Here is a 20,904-nt window from a genome sequence, read left to right on the forward strand (position 1 = left end):
GAATGCCGTTATCCGAAGGGAACGGATTCGGCCTCGCGAACCCAGCCGCGTAGGGCGCATAACGCCTAGGGCGTTATCCGCCATTCCGGCGGATAACCCGTGCCGGGTTATTCGCCCTACCAGAGCTGGTGAACAACGCCGAGATTGCGCCCCGAAGGGAAGTAGCTCACTTCTCGTCCAGATGACGGATCAGGAAATCCCGGCTCGACTCGACGATCGCCTTCTGCGCCTGTTCGCTGGCCACCATCCGAGCCAGCACCAGCGCGCCGACACATTGCGCCAGCAGGGCCCAGGCGTCTTCCGCCGAGCCCAGCACTTCAGCCCAGGCCTGCTGCAATTCCAGCAGCGCATCCTCGGCACTTTGTCGCACTGACTCGTCGGCGCGGGCAATCTCCGCACCCAGCGCCGGAATCGCACAACCGGCAGCCGAATCCTGCACATGGGTGACGTTCAGGTAGCGCTTCAACCCGCGCTCCAGGCGCGCGCGGTCGAGCACCTTGCCCTTCGCCGCGAGGCGCTCGACGCTCTGGCTCAGCTCGCGCTCGACGATGGCGGCGAACAGTTCGTCCTTCGAACCGAAGTGGTTGTAGAACGCCCCGCCGGACAGCCCCACGGCCTTCATCAGCCCGTCCACGCCGGTGGTGGCGAAACCGCCCTGCTTGGCGAGCGAGCCGCTGCTGTCGAGCAGGCGCTGGCGGGTTTCTTCCTTGTGGGTTGCTGAGTAGCGCATGGAGCGCCTCCGTCGAAGCGGTTGACGATGCGTCGGATATTAACATAACGTTCGTTTACCTAACGACCGTTTACCAAATTTCGCGCACCCCTGAGGAAACGAGAATGTCGAACAAGAAAGTCGTCCTGGTCATCGGCGCCGGCGATGCCACCGGCGGCGCCATCGCCCGCCGTTTCGCCCGCGAAGGCTACGTCGCCTGCGTCACCCGGCGCTCGGCGGACAAGCTGCAGCCGCTGGTGGATTCCATCCGCGCCGAAGGCGGCGAGGCCCACGGCTTCGCCTCTGACGCCCGCAAGGAAGAAGCGGTGATCGAGCTGGTGGAGACCATCGAGCGCGACATCGGCCCCATCGAAGCCTTCGTCTTCAACATCGGCGCCAACGTACCCTGCAGCATCCTCGAGGAGACCGCGCGCAAATACTTCAAGATCTGGGAAATGGCCTGCTTCTCCGGCTTCCTCACCGGCCGCGAAGTGGCCAAGCGCATGGTCAAGCGCCAGCGCGGCACCATCCTGTTCACCGGCGCCACGGCCGGCCTGCGCGGCGCCTCGGGCTTTGCCGCCTTCGCCGGGGCCAAGCACGGCATCCGCGCCCTGGCGCAGAGCATGGCCCGCGAACTGGGGCCGATGGGCCTGCACGTCGGCCACGTGGTGGTGGACGGCGCCATCGACACCGAATTCATCCGCGAGAACTTCCCGCAGAAATACGCGCAGAAGGACCAGGACGGCATCCTCGACCCCGAGCACATCGCCGACAGCTACTGGTATTTGCACTCCCAGCCGCGCGACGCCTGGACCTTCGAACTCGATCTCCGTCCCTGGATCGAGCGCTGGTAATCCCCTCATAACGACAACAAGAAGAGAGCCACTCATGAGCAAATCCGTCGAGTTCTACTTCGACTTCGGCAGCCCAACGTCCTACCTGGCGTATACCCAACTGCCGGGCATCTGCGCCGAAACCGGCGCCGAGCTGGTCTATCGTCCGGTGCTGCTGGGCGGCGTGTTCCAGGCCACCGGCAACGCCTCACCCATCGCCGTGCCGGCCAAGGGTCGCTACACGCTGATCGACATGACCCGCTTCGCCCGCCGCTACGGCGTGCCGATGAAGATGAACCCGCACTTCCCGATCAACACCCTCACCCTGATGCGTGCGGCCACCGGCGTACAACTGCGCCAGCCGGAGCGTTTCGAGGCGCTGCTGGCCTGCGTGTTCAGGGGCATGTGGGTGGATGCGCTGAACCTGGGCGACCCGGCGGAGCTCGGTCCGCTGCTCGCCGAGGCGGGCTTCGACCCGCAGGCGTTGCTGGCGCTGACCGCCGAGCAGGAAGTGAAGGATGCGCTGAAGGCCAACACCGAGGCGGCCATCAAGCGCGGCATGTTCGGAGCGCCGACCTTCTTCGTCGGCAACGAGATGTTCTTCGGCCAGGATCGCCTCGACTTCGTTCGCGAAGCGCTGGCGTAAAGCGGTTCTCGAGTACCGTAGGGCGCATAACCTGGAACAAGTTATCCGCCGGCAGGAAGCGGTTCGCGAGCAAGCTCGCTCCTACGAAAAGCGCACCGATGCAGCCCTGTAGGAGCGAGGGGGACGCCTAGTTCTTGCTCGCGAACATCACAGCGCCAGGACAGCCGAGCGACGCAGGCCGAAGAACTCCAGTTCGGCGAACAGCAGGACTACCAGCGCCTGGCCGATGACGAAGGCATAGCCCAGGGCGGTCGGCTGCACATAGCCGGTCACCAGCAGGGCAGCGCTCTCCACCACCCACAGCGCGTTCAGCGCGATCACGGCCCAGACTCCGGTGCGCGACAGCGCCGGCTGATTGGACATCCAGTAGAGCACCAGCGCCAGCGGTAACAGGACGATACCGGCCACCAGCAGCAGGACGAACGGTAGGCCCAGAAGCTGGCCTAGCGGTTGTGCGGCCAATGCCATCAGCAGGCCCATGGCGCCGCCGGCCAGGGCGTCGGCCTTGAGGGTGAGACGAAGCAGCGGGGACGGTTGCAGCAGGGTCATGGCGGAGCTCCTTCAAGGGTCGCCACCGGTTGGCGGCGTGTGGCTGAAGAATCCGCCTGGGACGTAGGTGCGTCGATTACCTGACAGGTAATGGCCGTTACGGGGTGGGAGGTCTATCGTTCGAAACCATGAACAGTCCAGCCATGAACAGTCCAGCCCAACCGGTCGGCGCCCTGCTCCGCCAATGGCGCCAGCGCCGCCGGCTCAGCCAGCTCGACCTCGCCTGCGACGCGGAGATTTCCACGCGCCACCTGAGCTTCGTCGAAACCGGACGCGCCCTGCCCAGCCGCGAGATGCTCCTGCACCTGGCGGAACAGCTGGACATTCCGCTGCGCGAGCGCAACCGCCTGCTCAGCGCGGCGGGCTACGCCCCGGTGTATTCGGAGAAAGGCCTGGACGATCCGGCGCTGACCGTGGCGAAACAGGCCATCGACCAGTTGCTCAAGGCCCACGAGCCGAACCCGGCGATGGTCGTGGACCGCCACTGGAACCTGCTGGCGTCGAACCGCACGGTGGATATCTTCCTGCTCGGCGTCGCCCCGGAGCTGCTGCAGCCGCCGATCAACGTCCTGCGCATGAGCCTGCACCCCAAGGGCCTGGCGCCGCGCATCCTCAATCTCGGGCCGTGGAAGGCGCATGTAGTGGAGCGCTTGCAGCGCGACTACGAGGCCAGCGGCGACCCGGCATTGGCGGCGTTGCGCGACGAGGTGGCAGCCTATCCGGCGCCGCCCTACGACGAGGCAGCCAGCGGCGACATGGTGCTGATCCCGGTGCAATTGCAGACCGAACTGGGCGTGTGCAGCCTGATCGGCACCATCACGGTCTTCGGCACGCCGGTGGACGTGACGCTGTCGGAGTTGGCGCTGGAAACCTTCTTTCCCGCCGATCCCGACAGCGCCCGGATCCTGCGCCAGCTCAGCGGCACAGAATGAGCTGAATCAGGCGGTCGCCTTCTTCTCGCGGATGCAAGTGGGGCCGGCGCGCTCTTCCACGGCGTGGCGCACTTCATCGCGCAGGCCAAGCAGGAAGGCCGCTTCGGCAGCGACGAACAGCGGGCCGACGATTAGCCCGGTGAGGTCATCGACGAACGCCGGCTTGCGCCCCTCGTACCAGTGGCCGACGAACTGGATGATCCAGCCCACCACGAACAGGCCGATACCCCAGGTGAGCCAGGACGCCGTGGTACCGGCTGCGAATGCGGCGCCGACCCATAGCGACAGCGCCAGCAGCGCAGTCATCAGCAGGCCGAAGCGCAGGTCCAGGCGCAGGTAGAAAACGACAGAGGCAAGTGCCAGCAGCGTGGCCGGTGAGACCAGCAGGCCGGCCAGCTCGAAGCCGGGGCGCGACAGCAGGGTAGCGATGGCCAGCACGATCATTGGGATGCCGATGAAATGGCTGACGATGTTCCGCCGGTCACGGTGGTAGGCGGCATATTGGGCAAGGTGGTCGACGAGCGTTTTCATTGTTGTTCTCCCGCAAGGTACTGGCATCATGGCGATGTGCGCCTCGCCACTCTGTCAGCTAGCCGACATTACCCATGACCGACGCCAAGCCCTACCTCTCCCGCCTGCCGGAAGGCCGCTGGTTCCAGACCCTCCCGGAGGGCCTGCGCCAAGCGCTGTGCGACGCCGCCCTGGTGCGCCGCCTGCCCGCCGGCCAGCGTCTGTTTGCCCGCGGCGATGCGCCCTGCGGCCTGTACTGCGTGGTGGAAGGCGCGATGCGCGTCAGCGTGGTCGGCGAAAGCGGCAAGGAAGCGCTGCTGGCCCTGGTGGAAGCGCCCAACTGGTTCGGCGAGATCTGCCTGTTCGACGGCCAGCCGCGCACCCATGACGCCTACGCCGAAGGCGCCACCGTGCTGTTGCAGGTTCCCCTGGCGCCGCTGCAGGCGCTGCTGGCGCTGCACCCGGAATACTGGCGCGACTTCGCCCTGCTGATGAGCCACAAGCTGCGCATCACCTTCGCCGTGCTGGAAGAGCTGTCGCTGTTGCCCGCCGCGCCACGCCTGGCCCGGCGCCTGCTGATGATCGCCGAGGGCTACGGCGAGTCGGCCACCGCCAAGCGCGAGTTGCACCTGCCCCAGGACCAGTTGGCGGCCATGCTCTCGCTGTCGCGGCAGACCACCAACCAGATCCTCAAGGACCTGGAAGCCCAAGGCATCGTGCGCCTGAGCTACGGCGGCATCGAGATCCTCGACCGTGAACGCCTGCGCCAGGCAGCCCACGCTTGACCTCTGCCAGCCCGTCTAGAAAAAAAGCCAGGCGAGTCTCGACAACCTACGATGGTCGAGCCCGTCACCCCCTCGCTCTAATGCACCCGCCGCCGCGCTGGCCCCCATCCGTCAGCGCCGAGCCGGCACCCGAACCTTCAGCATGACAGCAAGGCGGCCAGCGCCACGCGCCGGCCGCAAGGGAATCCTATGCGCCTTTCGAAACTCCTCTGCGCCCTCGCCCTGACCGCTCCGGCCCTGGCGATGGCCGACGACAGCGGCCTCTACGTCGGTGGCGGCGTGACCCGCCTCGAGATCGACGACCGGTCCTTCGATGACCACGACAACAGCTACAAGCTGTACGCCGGCTACCGCTTCAACAATTACCTGTCCCTGGAAGGCGCGGTGGTCGACTTCGGTGACATGAGCGACGGCAAGAAGCACTTCGACGGCGAGTCGCTGCAAGCCAACGTCCACCTGGGCTTCCCCATCGGCCAGCGCATCCGCCTGTATGGCATCGCCGGCGTGCATGCCTGGCACGCCGATGACGATGCCGCCGGCAAATCCGACGACGTGGACGCGCTCTACGGTTTCGGCGGTGAAATGGATGTGATCGGCGGCCTGGGCGTGCGCCTGGAGCAGGAGTACCTGGACGTCGGCGACATCGACCTCGACCAGACCACCCTTTCGGCCTACTGGCGCTTCTGACGCCCGTCTGCCCCGCAAAGCCCGGCGGAGGTTCGGCTCTCCCCAGAGCAGTCCTCCCCCTCCCGAACCTTCCGCCGGCACCGGTTCAGCTGCACAAATCACTCTTTCGGACGGTTGCAGCGGCAAGGTTCGCAGCTAGCCTAGGGATAGCTGCATTTCTGGCGCCAGAGAACACGCGCCCGGGCGAATCAGGCAGCTCACAATAACAAGAAGGACGCCTCCGCCATGTTCCGAAAGCTCGATGTCTATCGCGGTTTCCTGCTGTGCTGTTTCGGACTCCTCTCCCTCGCCGCCCAGGCCAACCTGCCCAGCGAGGAACTGCAATTGCAGACCCTGCAGGTCTACACCTGCCGCTCGATCAACAGCCTGTTGCTGCTGCGCGGCGAAGGCTTCCAGGAAACCCACGCCGCCCAGCTTGAGAAGGACCTGGCCACCCTGGACAAGGCGGTCAAGGGCTACCCCAAGGCCGACGACGCCCTCAAGAAGGCCCATGCGGAATTCGTAACGCAGATTCGCAATGGCGTTTCCTACGGCCCCAAGGAAGAAGACCTGCCCTGGCGCTACAACCAGGACCTGAGCCGTGCCCTGCGCGAGCTGCTCAACCAGGTCGAGCGCTTCGTGCCGGCTACCGCCGACGCCAATCAGATTCCGCTGTGGGAACTGCCGGTGCGCGTCGAGTACCTGGCCACCCAGTACCTGGGCCGCGCGTACATCAGCGGCCTGGAGCTGGCCCGCGAACAGCCGCAGGAATACCTCGGCCAGGACGAGAGCGTGCTGGTGCCGCTGCTGACCCAGCGCATCGATCAGTTGCCCGATAGCGATGCGACCAAGAAACTGCGCACCCGCTGGGAATACCTGAGCAAAGCGCTGCTGGACATGAACAGCAAGAGCAACAGCGGCGTCAGCGCTTCCGGCCGGCCCTGGGCGCCGATCATCGTCGACCGCAACGCCCGCGCCGTTTCCGGCCAGCTCATGCTGATCAGCCAGCAGTAGCGCCTCAGGCCGGAATCGCCTCGGGTTCCGGCTCCGCCACGGGTACCGCGGCAGCGCTCTCCACCACAGGCGGCGCCTGCATCTCGTCACGGTCCAGGTCGGCGGCCCGGCCGACCAGCAGCGGGTCAGGCGCGTGGGCGATCTTCTCGTCCTTGCCGGGGTAATCCAGCGTGTGCAGGAAGTGCCGCAGGCAGTTGAGGCGCGCACGCTTCTTGTCGTCGGACTTGATCACCACCCAGGGTGCATCGGCGGTGTCGGTGTGGAAGAACATCGCTTCCTTGGCCTGGGTGTAGTCATCCCACTTGTCCAGCGACTGGATGTCGATGGGTGAAAGCTTCCAGTGCTTGAGCGGGTCGTCGCGGCGCGAGACGAAGCGGCGCAGTTGCTCCTCGCGGCTCACCGAGAACCAGTACTTGAAGACCAGGATGCCGTTGCGCACCAACATGCGCTCCAGCTCCGGGGTCTGCTGCATGAACTCCAGGTACTGGCGCGGCGAGCAGAAGCCCATCACCCGCTCGACGCCGGCGCGGTTGTACCAGGAGCGGTCGAAGAAGACGATCTCCCCGGCCGTGGGCAGGTGCTGGATGTAGCGCTGGAAGTACCACTGGCCGCGCTCGGCGTCGCTGGGTTTCTCCAGGGCGATGACCCGCGCGCCACGCGGGTTGAGGTGCTCCATGAAGCGCTTGATCGTGCCGCCCTTGCCCGCGGCGTCACGGCCCTCGAACAGCACGACAACGCGCTGGCCGGTCTCCTTCACCCAGCTCTGCACCTTCAGCAACTCGACCTGCAGCTGCTCCTTGAGATGTTCGTACTCCCTGCGCTGCAGCCGCTTGCGGTAAGGGTAGAAGGCCGGCAGTTCGGCGGACGTGGAGTCCTCGTTGCTGCCGCGCGGCGCCATGGCCACTTTCAGCGCAACCGGGCCATGGCTCTGGGCGCGGATTTCCTCCGCGCCATCGGTTATCGGTGGCTTGGCGGCGGCCGGCGCCCGGCTGGCAGTCTTGTTGGCACGGCGTACCGGGGCGGTTCTGCTGGTGACGGTCTCGGACATGGTCTCCTCCGGTGAGACATTGAGTGGTCAGGGGACTTCCCACTCTCTGCCCCAGCGGGGCGAGCCTTCTTGACCGGCATCAATCTCATCGAGCGAGCTCGTCTCAATCCACCCAGCAACCGGCTACAGCCAGCCTTTGTACTTGAACCAGTAGTAGGGAATGATCGCCGAGATCACCATCGCCACCAGCGCCATCGGGTAGCCGGCCAGCCACGCAAGCTCGGGCATGTGCGCGAAGTTCATGCCGTACACCGTGCCCACCAGGGTCGGCGGCAGGAACAGCACCGCGGCGATGGAGAACACCTTGATGATGCTGTTCTGCTCGATGTTGATCAGGCCCAGGGTGGCGTCCAGCAGGAAGGTGATCTCCCCGGCCATCTTCGTCTGGTACTCGCTGAGCGAGCGCACGTCGCGCTCCACCGACTTCATGCCCAGCTTCACCTCGTCGCTGATCCAGCCGTTGCTGCCCTGGCGGAAATAGCTCAGCGGCCGGCTGATGCTCAGCAGGCTCTCGTTGAGCTTGGACAGCAGCGAGTTCTTGCGCCCGAGCTGCTTGACCACTTCCTGCAGGTCGGCCTTCTCGTTGGCCGGGCCCTCACGGAAGATGCTGGTGCCCAGGCTGTCGAGCTGCTTCTGAACGTTCTCCAGCACATCGGCGATGCGGTCCACCACGCTGTCCATCAGGGTCACGAACAACTGGTCGCTGCGCCCCTCGCAGCCGCCGCGCTGGGTGCGCGTCTCGAAGGTGCGGAAGGCCAGCAGGTCGGTGTAGCGCACCGTCACCAGCCAGTGCGGCGTCAGTACGCAGGTGACCTCCGAGGTGCTCGGCTTGTGCTCGCGGATGCCACCGACCACGGTGGTGGTCATGTACAGCGCGCCCTTGCTCTCGTAGAAGCGCGAGGAGTCCTCGATCTCGGCCATCTCCTCCTGGGTCGGCACGTCGACCTCGATGATCGACTCCAGCAACTGCTCCTCTTCCGCCGTGGGCTGGAACAGGTCGATCCACAGCGTTTCCTTGGGCATGCCATGGCATTCGCTGCCGTTGTGGCGCACCAGGCGGTCGCCGACCAGGGTGTAATAGGTGATCATGTCGCCCGACAATCCTTTACAGCCAGAAGTTGATCCGCAGGTTGGCCAACTTCCCGGCGCTTCACAAGCCCATCGGAGAACACTGTGATGAGCGAACACGACGACAGCGAAGAGTCCTTCGCCGAAGACACCCTGATCCAGGCCATCGAGAACCAGATCGAAAGCGAGAATCCACCGGCGGCCCGCGCAGTGTTCAACAAGCTGACCCTGGTCGGCTACGAGCGCGAAGATGCCCTGCACCTGATGGCCCTGGTGCTCGCCCACGAGATCGAAGCGATGCTGGCCGATGACCGCCCCTTCAACGGTGAGTGGTACGAACAGGCACTGCGCGCGCTGCCGACACTTCCGGACGGTACTGTTGCCGAATGAGACAGCGGCATAACACCGCTTGCCGAACCGGCGGGACTTGAGACTACACTGGAGCCTCATTGACCATCGGGAGTTATAAGAATGGCTTTCACCAAAGAAATGGTTGAAGAACTTGATCTGCTGGCGCTCTACGACCTGGAAAACAGCCAGGCCGGGTTGAAAGTGCACCACGACGCTTCCGCCGAAACAGTGGCTGCCGCCGAACGGCTCCACGCCAAGGGCCTGATCGACCAGCAGGACGGCGGCTATCTGACCAGCCTGGGCCTCGACGCCGCCGAGCACGCCCAGGTCCTGCTCGGCATCCTGCGCGGCTGACCTCAAGTTCCCCTGCGAGCGGGCGATAAACTGGCACATTTCCGAGCGCCGCATTCCCTTATGCGGCGCCGCTGGCCAGGCAGCAGTACGCCATGACGCTCACTCCCGAAATCCGCCCGGACATCGACGACGGCATCGACCGAAAGGTGCTGACGCAGCTGCGTCAGCGCTTCCTGAAGGTCAATGCCGCGCGCCTGAAACGGGCCAGTGAAGCGCTTTCCACGCGGCAGCAACTTGTTCTCAAGTTGCTGCCGCTGCTGCTGGACGTGAACCATCCGCTGCTGCCCGGCTACGTGTCGGCCAGTACACCCGCAGGGCTGTCGAACTTCGTCCCGGACGACGACATCCTCGCCGAAGCCCAGCGCCTGACCCGCTCCTTCAGCTACAAGACCCGGCGCGGCAACCCGCCGCTGCCGATCCACGGGCTGTTCCTGATGGGCAGCCTGGGCACCGTCGCCCAGGCCGAGCAGAGCGACCTGGACCTGTGGGTCTGCCACGCCTCCGACCTCTCCGAGCGGGAGCTGGCGGAACTGCGCCGCAAATGCGAGCTGCTCGAACAATGGGCCGCCACCCAGGGCGCCGAGGTGCACTGCTTCCTCGTCGACCCGCAGCACTACACCCAGGGCGCCCGCGAGGCGCGGCTGACCTCCGACGACTGCGGCACCAGCCAGCACTACCTGCTGCTCGACGAGTTCTACCGCACCGCCATCTGGCTTGGCGGCCGCACGCCGCTGTGGTGGCTGGTGCCGGTGTACGAGGAGAACCGCTATGCCGAGTACTGCCAGACGCTGCTGAGCAAGCGCTTCATCCGCGCCGAGGACGTCCTCGACCTCGGCCACCTGGCGCGCATCCCGCCGGGCGAGTTCATCGGCGCCGGCATGTGGCAGTTGTTCAAGGGCATCGAGTCCCCCTACAAGTCGGTGCTCAAGCTGCTGCTCACCGAGGTCTACGCCAGCGAACACCCACAGGTTTCCTGCCTGAGCCTGCGCTACAAGCAGGCAATCTACGCCGGACGCCTGGACGTGGAGGACCTCGACCCCTACGTGATGCTCTACCGCCGCCTGGAGGAATACCTCAAGGCGCGCGAGGAAACCGAGCGCCTGGAACTGATTCGCCGCTGCCTCTACCTCAAGGTCGGCAAGAAGCTCAGCCGGCCGCCGCGCCAGGGCCACAAGAGCTGGCAGCGCAAGGTGATGGAGCGCGTCTCGGCGGAATGGAAGTGGGACAACCGCGCCTTCGCCCAACTGGACAGCCGCAGCCAGTGGAAAGTGCGCCAGGTGCTGCTGGAGCGCCGCGCGCTGGTCAACGAGCTGACCCACAGCTACCGCTTCCTCTCGCAATTCGCCCGCCTGCAGCATGCCGCCAGCGGCATCAACCCGCGGGACATGGGTATCCTCGGCCGGCGCCTGTACGCCGCCTTCGAGCGCAAGGCCGGCAAGGTCGAATTCATCAACCCGGGTATCGCCCCAGACATGGCCGAAGACATCCTCACCCTCGCCCAGCTGCCGGGTGGCGACGCCGGCAAACCACCGTTCTGGGCGCTGTATGGCGGCAACCTGTCGTTGCAGGAGATGGCCGACTTCGCCCCGCTGCGCCGCGCCCGTGACCTCATGGACCTGCTCGCCTGGAGCCATCGCAACGGCGTGATCGATGCGACCACGCGGCTGTCCCTGCAGCCGGGCGCCAGCGACCTGAGCGAGTTCGAACTGCAGAACCTGCTGGGCAGCCTGCAGCAGGCCGTCCCGCTACCGCTCAACGAGGTGCCGGAAAGCGCCCTGCTGCGCAGCGCGGTGCCGTCGCAGGTGTTGCTGCTGGTGAACGTCGGCATCGACCCGCTGCGCCAGCACAGCCAGATGAACGTGCACATGACCACCGAGCGCACCGACTCGCTCGGCTACTCCGGCGTGCGCGACAACCTGGTGCTGACCCTCGACCAGATCACCCTCAACAGCTGGAACGAGCTGCTGGTCAGCCGCTACTCGGGCCCCCACGCGCTGCTCGACTGCCTGCGCGAGTTCCTCAACACGCTGCCCTCCGACGCCCCGCCGCCGCGCCTGCTGGTGCGCTGCTTCTGCCGCAACCGCGCCGCGGCCATCGCCCAGCGCGTGGAAGACCTGTTCCGCGATGCCCATGCGCAGCTCGCCAGCGGCAAGGGCGGGCGCTATTTGCTGCAGGTGCGCCAGCATTTCCACCTGCTGCACCTGGTGCCCGGCAGCGTCAGCCACCGGGTGATCGAAGGGCTGCCTGCGCTCGTCGAGCACCTGGGCGACACCCAGGACGACAGTGGCTTCCTGCAGTTGGACCGTCACGCGCTGGAGGGCGACGACCTCGCCATGATCCTGCCGCTGGGCCGGGCCAATACCGTGCAGGTGTTCTACCGCCTGGACGAAGGCAGTGCGGAAATCACTATCCTCGACGAACGCAACGCCCTCTGGCGGCGCCGCCAGGAGTACGACACCGAGGAAGGCCTGCTGCTGCCGCTGCAGCGCTTCCTGCAGTCGGTGCAGTACCGCCGCAACGCCGTGATCTCGCTACTGGAAAGCCAGGGACCGGTGGGTGCGGACATCCTCTTCTACGAAGTGGTGACCAACGGTCACCAGCGCGCGCAACGCATCGAGCGGCGCAACACGCCGCAGCCGCTGGAAGCGCTGCCGTTCTACAACGTGCAGGCGATCGTCGAACCCGGAGAAGGCCAGCGCGCGCGCACCACGCTGTTCTGCAACCACCGCGAGTTCTCGGAACTGGAGTTCGGCAACGAGCTGTTCCAGGCCGTGGCCAGGCACATCCTGGACCGGCGCCGAGGACAGGAGCGCTACCCCTGCTACATCACCGACCTGGACCTGTCGGCCATGCGCGAGGGCGGCGAGCTGCAGACCGTGCACTTCCTGCGCTACAAGCAGAGCCTGGAACAGGCGCTGAACCGGGCGCTGGCCGAGGCCTGAAGGCCAGACCGGACGCCCGGGGAGGGAAAGTCCCGGAGGGGGAACTCAGCGATCGAAGTCGCCGGCCGCTTCGGGCTGGTATTCGACTTCCAGCAGGGTCAGCTTCAGCGTCTTGCCGCTGGGCGCCGGCCAGTCGATGCTCTGGCCCGTGGTCAGGCCCAGCAGCGCGGTGCCCACCGGGGCGAGGATCGATACCTTGCCTTCCCCGCCGACATCGGCCGGGTAGACCAGCGTCAGGTGGTATTCCTTGCCACTGCTTTCCTCGCGGCAGCGCACGGTGGAATTCATCGTGACCACGCCCGGCGGTATCTCGTCGTGGCCGACGACCGTGGCACGGGCCAGCTCGGCCTCCAACGCCTCGGCAGCGGGGCCGTACTCATCCAGGCTGTCGAGCATGCGCTCCAGACGTTGCAGGTCGAGTCGGGTGACGGTGATGGGAGTCGTGGTCATGATGGTTGGCAGTCTCCTTACAGGAGAGCCCCGGACGCTCGCGCGTCCGGGGCCCTGGGTGTTCTGGCAGTAAAGACGTTCGGGAAACGAACGCGCAATGAATTCCAAAAAAAGAAAAACCCCGCCCAAGGCGGGGTTTTCCCGGACACTAACACAGCACAGAAAATAAGCAACACCGACCAGTCACCACTTCGGCAGGTGGTTGTTTCGGCGCTTTTCGCAGTCCGCCAGGATCGCCCGGCGACGCTCACCGTCCGCCTCGTTCCACTCCAGGATTTCGCCCAGGGTGCGGCCGCAGCCGACGCAGACATCCGCGTCGTCCAGGCAGCAGCGCCGGCAGCAGGGCGAGGCGACGCTCGCCTGCGCGTCAGATGCCGGGGAAGTCGACATCCTCGCCAGCCTGTTCCAGCGTGGCGCGATTGAGCAGCGCGCCCAGCGGTTCGCGGGTGCTGTCGCAGATCCACAGCGAGCCGGATTCGTCGTAGTCGAAGTGGAAGCCGCCGGAGCGCGCCGCCACCCACAGCTGGCGCAGCGCCGGCTGGCGGCTGAGGATCAGCTGGGTGCCGTTCTCGAAGCGCACGGTCAGCACGCCGCTGGAGTTCTCCAGGTCTAGGTCCAGATCGCTGTCGTCGAAGGCGTCCTCCACCGTTACCTGTACGGCGTCCACCAGGTCATGGAAGCGGGCTTCGCTCAAAGTGCTCATGCATCGTCCTCGGGATCAGTCAAAGGCACCAGTTTACGCCGGTATTCGCCCAGACTCTGCCCCGTCCAGCGCCGGAACGCGCGGGCGAGCGAACCGGCTTCGCTGAAGCCCAGCAGGTAGGCGATGTCGGCGGTATCCAGTGCCGAGTCGCGCAAATAGTGGAGCACCAGCTGCTGGCGGGTTTCGTCCACCAGTTGGCTGAACGACAGGCCGGTATCGCGCAGGCGGCGCTGCAGGGTGCGAGGGCTCAGGGCGAGCGTCAGTGACAGGCGCTCCAGGTCGGCGCCCTGCTCCGGCAACTGGCGCGCCAGCTCCAGGCGCGCGCGGTCGAGCACGCTGTCGCCCTTGTTGATCTCCACCAGCAGGCGTTCGGCGTAGGCATCCAGGGTGCGCTGCACCTGGGCGTCGGCCTGGCCGAGCGGCAGCGCCAGCAGGCGTTTGGGGAAGACCAGGGCATTGTCCGGCTGATCGAAGAGTACCGGGCAGCGGAAGATGCGTGCGTGTTCGCTGACGTCCGCCGGGGCACTGTGGCTGAAGCGCACTTCGAATGGCGCCTCGTCCACGCCACTGACCCAATGGCCGAAGCTGACCCAGCCGGCCAGCGTCTCCTCGCTCATCTGCCGCTGCTGTTGCGGCAGCAGCGCCTCCCAGCAGTGTTTGACCAACGGTTCGCAACCGGCGCGCGGCGGCTCGTCGGCCAGCTCGACGCGGCCCAGGTTGCCCACCAGCGCGGCATAGCGCGCCTGGCGATGCAGGGCGTCGGAAAGGGTCGCGCAGCTCATGATCAGGTAGCCGAGTACGCCGTAGTAGCCAGGGCGCACCGCCTCGCCCAGATGCAGGCCGAGGTTGGCGTCGCCACTCAGGCGTACGCCGGCGCCGACCAGTTCGAGGTAGGCACTGGCGGCAATACGCTGGTCGCGCTGGGCGAGGATCGAGGGCTCCAGATGCACCGTCGCCAGCAGCTGCGCCGGCTCCACGCCGTGGCGCTGCAGATGCTCCACAAGGCCCTGCAGGTAGGCCACCGACACCGAACTGGGCAGGGGATCGCGATAGTCCATCGAGCTTTCCATTTTTTGCCCGCCATCATAGGGCCAGTGGCCCGCCGGGCGCGAGCCGAAAGCCCCGCCGGGCGGGAGCCGGCTCGCATAGGCAAGCCGGCGGGGGGCCGGTATACTCCGGCCCCATTGACGCTTTATTACAAGGATTCCGCCATGAAGCGACTGCTGCTTCCCTTCGTCGCGATCGCCCTGCTGACCGCCGCCATCGCTGGCTGCGGGCAGAAAGGCCCGCTGTACCTGCCGGACGACGAAAAGGCCAAGAACGAACACAGCAAGGACCGCTACGGTCTCTGAAGGCGTTCCCATGGACGCCTTCGACGTCCGCGGCGGGCTACTGCTCGCGGCAGACGTGCCAGCGTCGGCGATTGCCGAGCGCTTTGGCACGCCGCCCGGCGAAACCGGCGACTTCCCTGCCGGCTTCGCGCTCCCGCCCGGAAAGAAGGTGACCTGCTGGCCGTTCATCCGGCCGGCGCCTATGGTTTCGTCATGAATTCCAACGACAACACCCGGGGCCGCGCCGCCGAGGTGCTGGTGGATAGCTTGGCCGCGCACGGGGTGCGTTGCCGCAAGAGACAAGAGCTGTTCGCCGGCGAAAGCCTGCTGCCGGACTGAGGCCGAGACGACGATGCTTCTGCGCTTTACCAAGATGCACGGGCTGGGCAATGACTTCATGGTCCTGGACCTGGTCAGCCAGCACGCCCATGTGCAGCCACGCCACGTCAAACAGTGGGGCGACCGCAATTTCGGAGTCGGTTTCGATCAACTGCTGATCGTCGAGCCGCCGAGCACACCGGACGCGGACTTCCGCTACCGCATCTTCAACTGCGACGGTACCGAGGTCGAACAGTGCGGCAACGGCGCGCGCTGCTTTGCCCGCTTCGTGGTCGACAAGCGCCTGACCGCGAAGAAGACCATCCGCGTGGAAACCAAGGGCGGCATGATCGAGCTGACCATCGCCAACGATGGCCAGGTCACCGTCGACATGGGCCCGCCGCGCCTGGTGCCCGAGCAGGTGCCGTTCAAGGCCGAGAGCGAGGCGCTGAGCTATCCCCTGGAAGTGGACGGGCAGAGCTACGAGCTGGCCGCCATCTCCATGGGCAACCCGCACGGCGTGCTGCGCGTGGATGATGTCGACAGCGCACCGGTGCGCACGCTGGGCCCGAAACTCGAAGTCCACGAAAGCTTCCCGCAGAAGGCCAACATCGGCTTCCTGCAGATCGTCAATCCGCACCAGGCACGCTTGCGCGTCTGGGAACGCGGCGCCGGCGAGACCCTGGCCTGCGGCACCGGCGCCTGCGCCGCCGCCGTCGCCGGCATTCGCCAGGGCTGGCTGCAATCGCCGGTACAGATCGACCTTCCCGGCGGACGGTTGTCCATCGAGTGGGCAGGACCGGGTCAGCCCGTTATGATGACCGGGCCCGCCGTGCGGGTGTTCGAAGGCCAGGTACGTCTATAACCGGGACGCTTATGACCGATACTCCGCAGGACCCCACCGTTACGCTCGAAGCCGAACAGGTCGCCGACTATCTTCGCCGGCACCCTGAATTCTTCGTCGACCATGACGAGCTGATCCCGGAGATGCGCATTCCGCACCAGCCGGGCGATGCCGTGTCGCTGGTGGAGCGCCAGGTGCGCCTGCTGCGTGAGCGCAACATCGAGATGCGCCATCGGCTGTCGCAACTGATGGACGTAGCCCGCGACAACGATCGCCTGTTCGACAAGACCCGCCGCCTGGTGCTCGACCTGCTCGACGCCACCAGCCTCGAGGAAATCGTCAGCACGGTGGAAGACAGCCTGCGCCACGAATTCCTCGTGCCCTACGTCAGCCTGATCCTGTTCAGCGACAACAACCTGCCGGTGGGCCGCTCGGTGAGCAGCGCCGAAGCGCACCAGGCCATCGGTGGCCTGCTGTCCGGCGGCAAGACCGTCTGCGGCGTGCTGCGCCCCCACGAGCTGGCCTTCCTGTTCTGCGAAAGCGAACGCGAGCAGGTCGGCTCCGCCGCCGTCGTGCCGCTGACCTTCCAGGGTCTGCACGGCGTGCTGGCAATCGGCAGCCCCGATCCGCAGCACTACAAGAGTTCGCTGGGCACCCTGTTCCTCGGCTACGTCGCCGAAGTCCTCGCGCGCACCCTGCCGCGCTTCTCCACGCCACTGCGCTCGGTACGCTGACCTTCGCAACGCGGTAAGCTGCTAGCCTGGCTGTATCACTGGGAGCTTTCCGCGTGTCGCTCGAAGCCGATCTGGAATCCTATCTGGAACACCTGCGCAGCGAGCGCCAGGTGTCCGTGCACACGCTCGACGGCTACCGCCGCGACCTGGCGCGGCTCGCGGCGCTGTGCGAGAAATCCTCGATCAACGAATGGTCGGCGCTGCAGGTGCGCGACCTGCGCCTGTTCGTCGCCCGCCTGCACCAGCAGGGCCTTGCCAGCCGCAGCCTGGCCCGCCTGCTGTCGGCCACCCGCGGGCTGTACCAGTACCTGATTCGCGAAGGCCGCTGCCGACACGATCCCGCCGACGGCCTCGCCGCGCCCAAGGGCGCCCGCAAGCTGCCGCGCACGCTGGATACCGACCGCACCGCGCAACTGCTGGACGGCGGCGTCGAGGACGACTTCATCGCCCGTCGCGACCAGGCGTTGCTGGAGCTGTTCTATTCCTCCGGCCTGCGCCTCTCCGAGCTGGTCGGCCTCGACCTGGAATGGCTGGACCTGAAAGACGGCCTCGTACGCGTCCACGGCAAAGGCAACAAGGTCCGCGAACTGCCGGTCGGCCGCGCCGCGCGGCAGGCCATCGAAGCCTGGCTGCCACTACGGGCCAGCGTGTCGCCGCAGGACAACGCCGTCTTCATCGGCCGCAGCGGCAAGCGCCTGACGCCGCGCGCCATCCAGCTGCGGGTGCGCGAGGCCGGCGTGCGCGAGCTGGGCCAGCACCTGCACCCGCACATGCTGCGGCATTCGTTCGCCAGCCATATGCTCGAATCCTCCCAGGACCTGCGCGCGGTACAGGAGCTGCTCGGCCACGCCGACATCGCCACCACGCAGATCTACACCCACCTGGACTTCCAACACCTCGCCACGGTCTACGACCAGGCGCACCCACGGGCACGCCGTAAACCCGGAGCAGAAGAATGAGTATCCGTCTGGTCACCTTCGATCTCGACGACACGCTGTGGGACGTCGCCCCGGTGATGAACAGCGCCGAAGCCACCCTGCGTGACTGGCTCGCGGTGCACGCTGCACAGCTCGGCCCGGTGCCCATCGAGCACCTGTGGGCAATCCGCTCGCGGCTGATGGAGCAGGACCCGATGCTCAAGCACCGATTGAGCGAGCTGCGCCGGCGCATCCTGTTCCACGCGCTGCTCGACGCGGGTTATCCACAGCCCGAGGCGACGGAGTTGGCCGAGGCCGGCTTCCAGACCTTCCTCCAGGCGCGGCACCAGGTGGCGCTGTTCCCCGAGGTGCACCCGACCCTGGAGCAACTGGCCAACCGCTTCATCCTCGGCGTGCTCACCAACGGCAACGCCGACGTGCGCCGGCTGGGCCTGGCCGACTACTTCCAGTTCGCCCTGTGCGCGGAAGAACTGGGCGTCGGCAAGCCCGATCCGCACCCGTTCCAGGAAGCGCTCAAGCGCGGCGGCGTCGCCGCCGAACACGCCGTGCACATCGGCGACCACCCCAGCGATGACATCGCCGGCGCGCGCCGCGCGGGCATGAAGGCGATCTGGTTCAACCCCGCACGCAAGCAATGGGACGGCGAAGAAGCGCCCAGCGCGATCATCCACAACCTGGCAGAGCTGCCGGGCGTCCTGGCAAAGCTCTGATACTCCTGCTCTTCGCAGGAGCGAGCTTGCTCGCGAACCAGGGCTCCCGGCTGCCGCTGGTTCCAGGTGATTCGCGAGCAAGCTCGCTCCTACAGCACGGCACGCCGCAATAATCGGACATGAAAAAGCCCCGCCGTTCCAGACGGAGCGACGGGGCTTTTCGTATTGCGTCAGATATCAGATAGGGCGGCTGCCGTATTTGCTATCCGGCTTCTTGGGCGGGTCGGCCACGACGTTGGGCTCGATCTCCTGCACCTTGCCGCCGCGAGTGAGGAATTCCTCCATCGCGCGAGCCAGTGCATCACGATCCTTCTGCTTGGCTTCGACCGAGGGCAGTTCCTCTTCTTCCGCAGCGGCCTTGGCTTTCTTGCCACCGCCCTTGGAAGAAGGGGCTTCATCCCCATCGCTGCTGTCTGCTTCGGCGTCGCCGTCGTCGGCTGCGGCGAGTTCCTCGCCATCATCCTCGTCAGCGCCGTCCAGCTCGTCCTGTTCCAGTTCTTCGTCGCTCATCGTTCAACCTCTGTGGTGCTGCAAAGCACGTTAGTTATAGCCCAGCTGCGCGCTTTGACGAACGCCGCCGGAAAAAATTCATACAAGCTCGCCCTGCCAGGTCGCCACTATCCTGCGCGGGCCGCCGTGGTCACGGTGCTCGCCCAGATAGATACCCTGCCAGGTGCCCATTGCCAAGCCTCCCTGCTGTATCGGCAGCGTCAGCTGACAGCCCAGCAGGCTCGACTTGAAATGCGCCGGAAGGTCATCCGGCCCCTCGTAGTCATGCTCGTAGCCGCCTTCACCCTGGGGCACCAGGCGATTGAAGAACCGCTCGAAGTCGCGACGCACCGAGGGATCGGCATTCTCGTTGACCGTCAGCGAGGCGGAGGTGTGCTGCAGCAGCAGGTGCAGCAGGCCTACCCGGCACCTCGACAGCTCCGGCAACGCAGCCAGGATCTCGTCGGTGACCAGGTGGAAACCTCGCGGGCGAGGGCGCAGGGTGATGGACTTCTGCTGCCACATGGCGGGCACTTCTCCGTCGCTAACGGTGATGCGCGCGCATTCTAGCGTGCTGATCGAAAAAGCAAAGGGCGCCCGAGGGCGCCCTTCGTCGAACTTGCGCGAACCCTTACAGGTTGTAGCCGCGTTCGTTGTGCAGGGAGAGGTCCAGACCCACGGTTTCCTCTTCCTCGGTGACGCGCAGGCCCATGACCAGGTCCAGGACCTTGAGGATCACGAAGCTGACGATACCGGTGTAGACGATGGTGAACGCCACGCCCTTGAACTGGGTGAACAGCTGGGCGCCGATGTCGGTCACGGTGCCGAAGCCGCCCAGGGCCGGCGCTGCGAACACGCCGGTGAGCAGGGCGCCGACGATACCGCCGACCGCATGTACGCCGAAGGCGTCCAGGGAGTCGTCGTAACCGACGGCACGCTTGAGGCTGGTGGCGGCGAAGAAGCAGATCACGCCGGCCGCCAGGCCGATCACGATGGCGCCCATCGGGCCACAGGTACCGGCGGCCGGGGTGACGGCAACCAGGCCGGCAACCACACCCGAAGCGATACCCAGGGCGCTCGGCTTACCGTGGGTGATCCACTCGGCGAACATCCAGCCCAGGGCAGCGGCGGCGGTGGCGATCTGGGTGACCAGCATGGCCATGCCGGCAGTGCCGTTGGCAGCAGCGGCGGAACCGGCGTTGAAGCCGAACCAGCCCACCCACAGCAGCGCGGCGCCGATCAGGGTGTAGCCCAGGTTGTGCGGCGCCATGGCAGCGGTCGGGTAGCCCTTGCGCTTGCCCAGCACGATGCACGCCACCAGGCCGGCGATACCGGCGTTGATGTGCACCACGGTGCCGCCGGCGAAGTCCAGCACGCCCCAGTCCCACAGCAGGCCGCCGTCACCGCTCCAGACCATGTGGGCGATCGGTGCGTAGACCAGGGTGAACCACAGCGCGGTGAAGATCAGCATGGCCGAGAACTTCATGCGCTCGGCGAAGGCGCCGACGATCAGGGCCGGGGTGATGATCGCGAAGGTCATCTGGAACATCACGAAGATGCTTTCCGGGAACAGCGCCGCGGCGGAGGTCAGGCCGGTGCTGGTCAGGCCACTGAGGAAGGCCTTGTCCAGGCCGCCGACGAAGGAAGCGAAGTTGACCACGCCCTTCTCCATACCGACGGTATCGAAGGCCAGGCTGTAGCCGTAGACGACCCAGAGGATGCTGATCAGCGCGGTGATCGCGAAGCACTGCATCATGATCGACAGGACGTTCTTGGCGCGCACCATGCCGCCGTAGAACAGGGCCAGGCCGGGGATGGTCATCAGCAGCACCAGGGCACTGGAAATCAGCATCCAGGCGGTGTCACCGCTGTTCAGGACGGGGGCCGCAGCCTCGTCGGCCAAGGCCAGACCGGGCATTGCGAGGGGCAATAGGGCGCCTAGCCCTGCGTATTTGCGCAGAGTCATTGTTGTTTCTCCTG

Annotated in this window: 26 protein-coding genes and 1 pseudogene; 15 read left to right on the forward strand and 12 right to left on the reverse strand. The window is 66.2% G+C overall.

The window, feature by feature from the left end:
- Positions 1-166 precede the first annotated feature (166 nt).
- Positions 167-730 carry a TetR/AcrR family transcriptional regulator gene (locus A6723_RS04365; RefSeq protein WP_065348186.1) on the reverse strand — a complete coding sequence of 188 codons (564 nt, stop codon included), beginning with the start codon at positions 728-730 and terminating at the stop codon, positions 167-169.
- A 104-nt stretch (positions 731-834) separates the two neighbouring features.
- Between A6723_RS04365 and A6723_RS04370 the strand changes: the two genes are divergently transcribed.
- Positions 835-1,563 (forward strand): SDR family oxidoreductase, encoded by a 729-nt coding sequence (locus A6723_RS04370; protein WP_054910817.1) that lies wholly within the window; start codon positions 835-837, stop codon positions 1,561-1,563.
- A gap of 34 nt (positions 1,564-1,597) precedes the next feature.
- On the forward strand, positions 1,598-2,188 hold the full coding sequence (locus A6723_RS04375; RefSeq protein WP_054910818.1) for a 2-hydroxychromene-2-carboxylate isomerase: 591 nt from the start codon (positions 1,598-1,600) through the stop codon (positions 2,186-2,188).
- Positions 2,189-2,335: 147 nt separating this feature from the next.
- Here A6723_RS04375 and A6723_RS04380 read toward each other — a convergent pair whose 3' ends face one another.
- Positions 2,336-2,737, reverse strand: coding sequence for a hypothetical protein (locus tag A6723_RS04380; protein ID WP_054910819.1), 402 nt, complete (start codon positions 2,735-2,737; stop codon positions 2,336-2,338).
- Positions 2,738-2,880: 143 nt separating this feature from the next.
- Here A6723_RS04380 and A6723_RS04385 point away from each other — a divergent pair, with 143 nt between their 5' ends.
- Positions 2,881-3,669: a helix-turn-helix domain-containing protein gene (locus A6723_RS04385; RefSeq protein ID WP_054910820.1), complete on the forward strand. Its 789-nt coding sequence runs from the start codon at positions 2,881-2,883 to the stop codon at positions 3,667-3,669.
- A gap of 6 nt (positions 3,670-3,675) precedes the next feature.
- On the opposite strand, the gene A6723_RS04390 is transcribed toward A6723_RS04385, so the two are convergent.
- Positions 3,676-4,200: a DUF962 domain-containing protein gene (locus A6723_RS04390; protein ID WP_054910821.1), complete on the reverse strand. Its 525-nt coding sequence runs from the start codon at positions 4,198-4,200 to the stop codon at positions 3,676-3,678.
- 74 nt (positions 4,201-4,274) lie between these two features.
- Between A6723_RS04390 and A6723_RS04395 the strand changes: the two genes are divergently transcribed.
- From A6723_RS04395 to A6723_RS04405, 3 genes are all read left to right on the forward strand, one after another.
- The gene (locus A6723_RS04395; RefSeq protein ID WP_054910822.1) at positions 4,275-4,964 is read left to right on the forward strand and encodes a Crp/Fnr family transcriptional regulator; all 690 of its coding nucleotides are present in this window, start codon (positions 4,275-4,277) and stop codon (positions 4,962-4,964) included.
- A gap of 189 nt (positions 4,965-5,153) precedes the next feature.
- Positions 5,154-5,651 carry an outer membrane beta-barrel protein gene (locus tag A6723_RS04400; RefSeq protein ID WP_054910823.1) on the forward strand — a complete coding sequence of 166 codons (498 nt, stop codon included), beginning with the start codon at positions 5,154-5,156 and terminating at the stop codon, positions 5,649-5,651.
- 225 nt (positions 5,652-5,876) lie between these two features.
- A complete protein-coding gene (locus A6723_RS04405; RefSeq protein WP_054910824.1) occupies positions 5,877-6,644 on the forward strand; it encodes a hypothetical protein in 768 nt (255 codons plus the stop codon).
- A gap of 4 nt (positions 6,645-6,648) precedes the next feature.
- Here A6723_RS04405 and ppk2 read toward each other — a convergent pair whose 3' ends face one another.
- A complete protein-coding gene (ppk2, locus tag A6723_RS04410; RefSeq protein ID WP_175405523.1) occupies positions 6,649-7,542 on the reverse strand; it encodes a polyphosphate kinase 2 in 894 nt (297 codons plus the stop codon).
- A 273-nt stretch (positions 7,543-7,815) separates the two neighbouring features.
- On the reverse strand, positions 7,816-8,781 hold the full coding sequence (locus A6723_RS04415) for a magnesium transporter CorA family protein (protein ID WP_054910826.1): 966 nt from the start codon (positions 8,779-8,781) through the stop codon (positions 7,816-7,818).
- An 87-nt stretch (positions 8,782-8,868) separates the two neighbouring features.
- Between A6723_RS04415 and A6723_RS04420 the strand changes: the two genes are divergently transcribed.
- The 3 genes from A6723_RS04420 (at position 8,869) to A6723_RS04430 (ending at position 12,407) form a co-directional block, all read left to right on the forward strand.
- On the forward strand, positions 8,869-9,150 hold the full coding sequence (locus tag A6723_RS04420) for a hypothetical protein (RefSeq protein ID WP_054910827.1): 282 nt from the start codon (positions 8,869-8,871) through the stop codon (positions 9,148-9,150).
- An 81-nt stretch (positions 9,151-9,231) separates the two neighbouring features.
- On the forward strand, positions 9,232-9,465 hold the full coding sequence (locus tag A6723_RS04425) for a TIGR02647 family protein (RefSeq protein ID WP_054910828.1): 234 nt from the start codon (positions 9,232-9,234) through the stop codon (positions 9,463-9,465).
- Positions 9,466-9,557: 92 nt separating this feature from the next.
- Complete coding sequence (locus tag A6723_RS04430) at positions 9,558-12,407, forward strand: class I adenylate cyclase (protein WP_054910829.1); 2,850 nt, start codon at positions 9,558-9,560, stop codon at positions 12,405-12,407.
- Positions 12,408-12,452: 45 nt separating this feature from the next.
- Here A6723_RS04430 and rnk read toward each other — a convergent pair whose 3' ends face one another.
- The 4 genes from rnk to A6723_RS04450 form a co-directional block, all read right to left on the reverse strand.
- On the reverse strand, positions 12,453-12,857 hold the full coding sequence (gene rnk / locus A6723_RS04435) for a nucleoside diphosphate kinase regulator (protein ID WP_045215433.1): 405 nt from the start codon (positions 12,855-12,857) through the stop codon (positions 12,453-12,455).
- Between the two features lie 183 nt (positions 12,858-13,040).
- The gene (locus A6723_RS04440) at positions 13,041-13,247 is read right to left on the reverse strand and encodes a DUF1289 domain-containing protein (protein ID WP_045215430.1); all 207 of its coding nucleotides are present in this window, start codon (positions 13,245-13,247) and stop codon (positions 13,041-13,043) included.
- Complete coding sequence (cyaY, locus tag A6723_RS04445; protein WP_024762102.1) at positions 13,225-13,560, reverse strand: iron donor protein CyaY; 336 nt, start codon at positions 13,558-13,560, stop codon at positions 13,225-13,227. The genes A6723_RS04440 and cyaY overlap by 23 nt, the downstream gene beginning before the upstream one ends.
- Entirely contained in the window at positions 13,557-14,618 is a 1,062-nt protein-coding gene (locus tag A6723_RS04450) for an AraC family transcriptional regulator (RefSeq protein WP_054910830.1), read from the reverse strand. The genes cyaY and A6723_RS04450 overlap by 4 nt, the downstream gene beginning before the upstream one ends.
- A gap of 153 nt (positions 14,619-14,771) precedes the next feature.
- Between A6723_RS04450 and A6723_RS04455 the strand changes: the two genes are divergently transcribed.
- The 6 genes and pseudogenes from A6723_RS04455 to A6723_RS04480 all read left to right on the forward strand — a co-directional run bounded on the left by A6723_RS04455 (position 14,772) and on the right by A6723_RS04480 (position 18,435).
- Positions 14,772-14,912 carry a lipoprotein gene (locus A6723_RS04455; protein ID WP_017520757.1) on the forward strand — a complete coding sequence of 47 codons (141 nt, stop codon included), beginning with the start codon at positions 14,772-14,774 and terminating at the stop codon, positions 14,910-14,912.
- Positions 14,913-15,003: 91 nt separating this feature from the next.
- A pseudogene (locus A6723_RS31090) lies at positions 15,004-15,230 on the forward strand (diaminopimelate decarboxylase); the annotation flags it as partial.
- Positions 15,231-15,243: 13 nt separating this feature from the next.
- The gene (gene dapF / locus A6723_RS04465) at positions 15,244-16,074 is read left to right on the forward strand and encodes a diaminopimelate epimerase (RefSeq protein ID WP_054910832.1); all 831 of its coding nucleotides are present in this window, start codon (positions 15,244-15,246) and stop codon (positions 16,072-16,074) included.
- Positions 16,075-16,085: 11 nt separating this feature from the next.
- A complete protein-coding gene (locus A6723_RS04470) occupies positions 16,086-16,787 on the forward strand; it encodes a DUF484 family protein (RefSeq protein ID WP_045215418.1) in 702 nt (233 codons plus the stop codon).
- Between the two features lie 53 nt (positions 16,788-16,840).
- Positions 16,841-17,746: a tyrosine recombinase XerC gene (gene xerC, locus A6723_RS04475; protein ID WP_024762097.1), complete on the forward strand. Its 906-nt coding sequence runs from the start codon at positions 16,841-16,843 to the stop codon at positions 17,744-17,746.
- On the forward strand, positions 17,743-18,435 hold the full coding sequence (locus A6723_RS04480; protein WP_024762096.1) for an HAD family hydrolase: 693 nt from the start codon (positions 17,743-17,745) through the stop codon (positions 18,433-18,435). The genes xerC and A6723_RS04480 overlap by 4 nt, the downstream gene beginning before the upstream one ends.
- A 177-nt stretch (positions 18,436-18,612) precedes the next feature.
- Here A6723_RS04480 and sutA read toward each other — a convergent pair whose 3' ends face one another.
- The 3 genes from sutA to A6723_RS04495 form a co-directional block, all read right to left on the reverse strand.
- Positions 18,613-18,945, reverse strand: a complete 333-nt coding sequence (sutA, locus tag A6723_RS04485; RefSeq protein ID WP_054910833.1) for a transcriptional regulator SutA — start codon at positions 18,943-18,945, stop codon at positions 18,613-18,615.
- A gap of 78 nt (positions 18,946-19,023) precedes the next feature.
- Complete coding sequence (locus A6723_RS04490; protein WP_054910834.1) at positions 19,024-19,449, reverse strand: secondary thiamine-phosphate synthase enzyme YjbQ; 426 nt, start codon at positions 19,447-19,449, stop codon at positions 19,024-19,026.
- A gap of 106 nt (positions 19,450-19,555) precedes the next feature.
- Complete coding sequence (locus A6723_RS04495; RefSeq protein WP_045215404.1) at positions 19,556-20,890, reverse strand: ammonium transporter; 1,335 nt, start codon at positions 20,888-20,890, stop codon at positions 19,556-19,558.
- Between the last annotated feature and the right edge of the window lie 14 nt (positions 20,891-20,904).

The sequence above is a fragment of the Pseudomonas sp. AU11447 genome (assembly GCF_001672555.2).
Classification (GTDB): Bacteria; Pseudomonadota; Gammaproteobacteria; order Pseudomonadales; family Pseudomonadaceae; genus Pseudomonas; species Pseudomonas nitroreducens.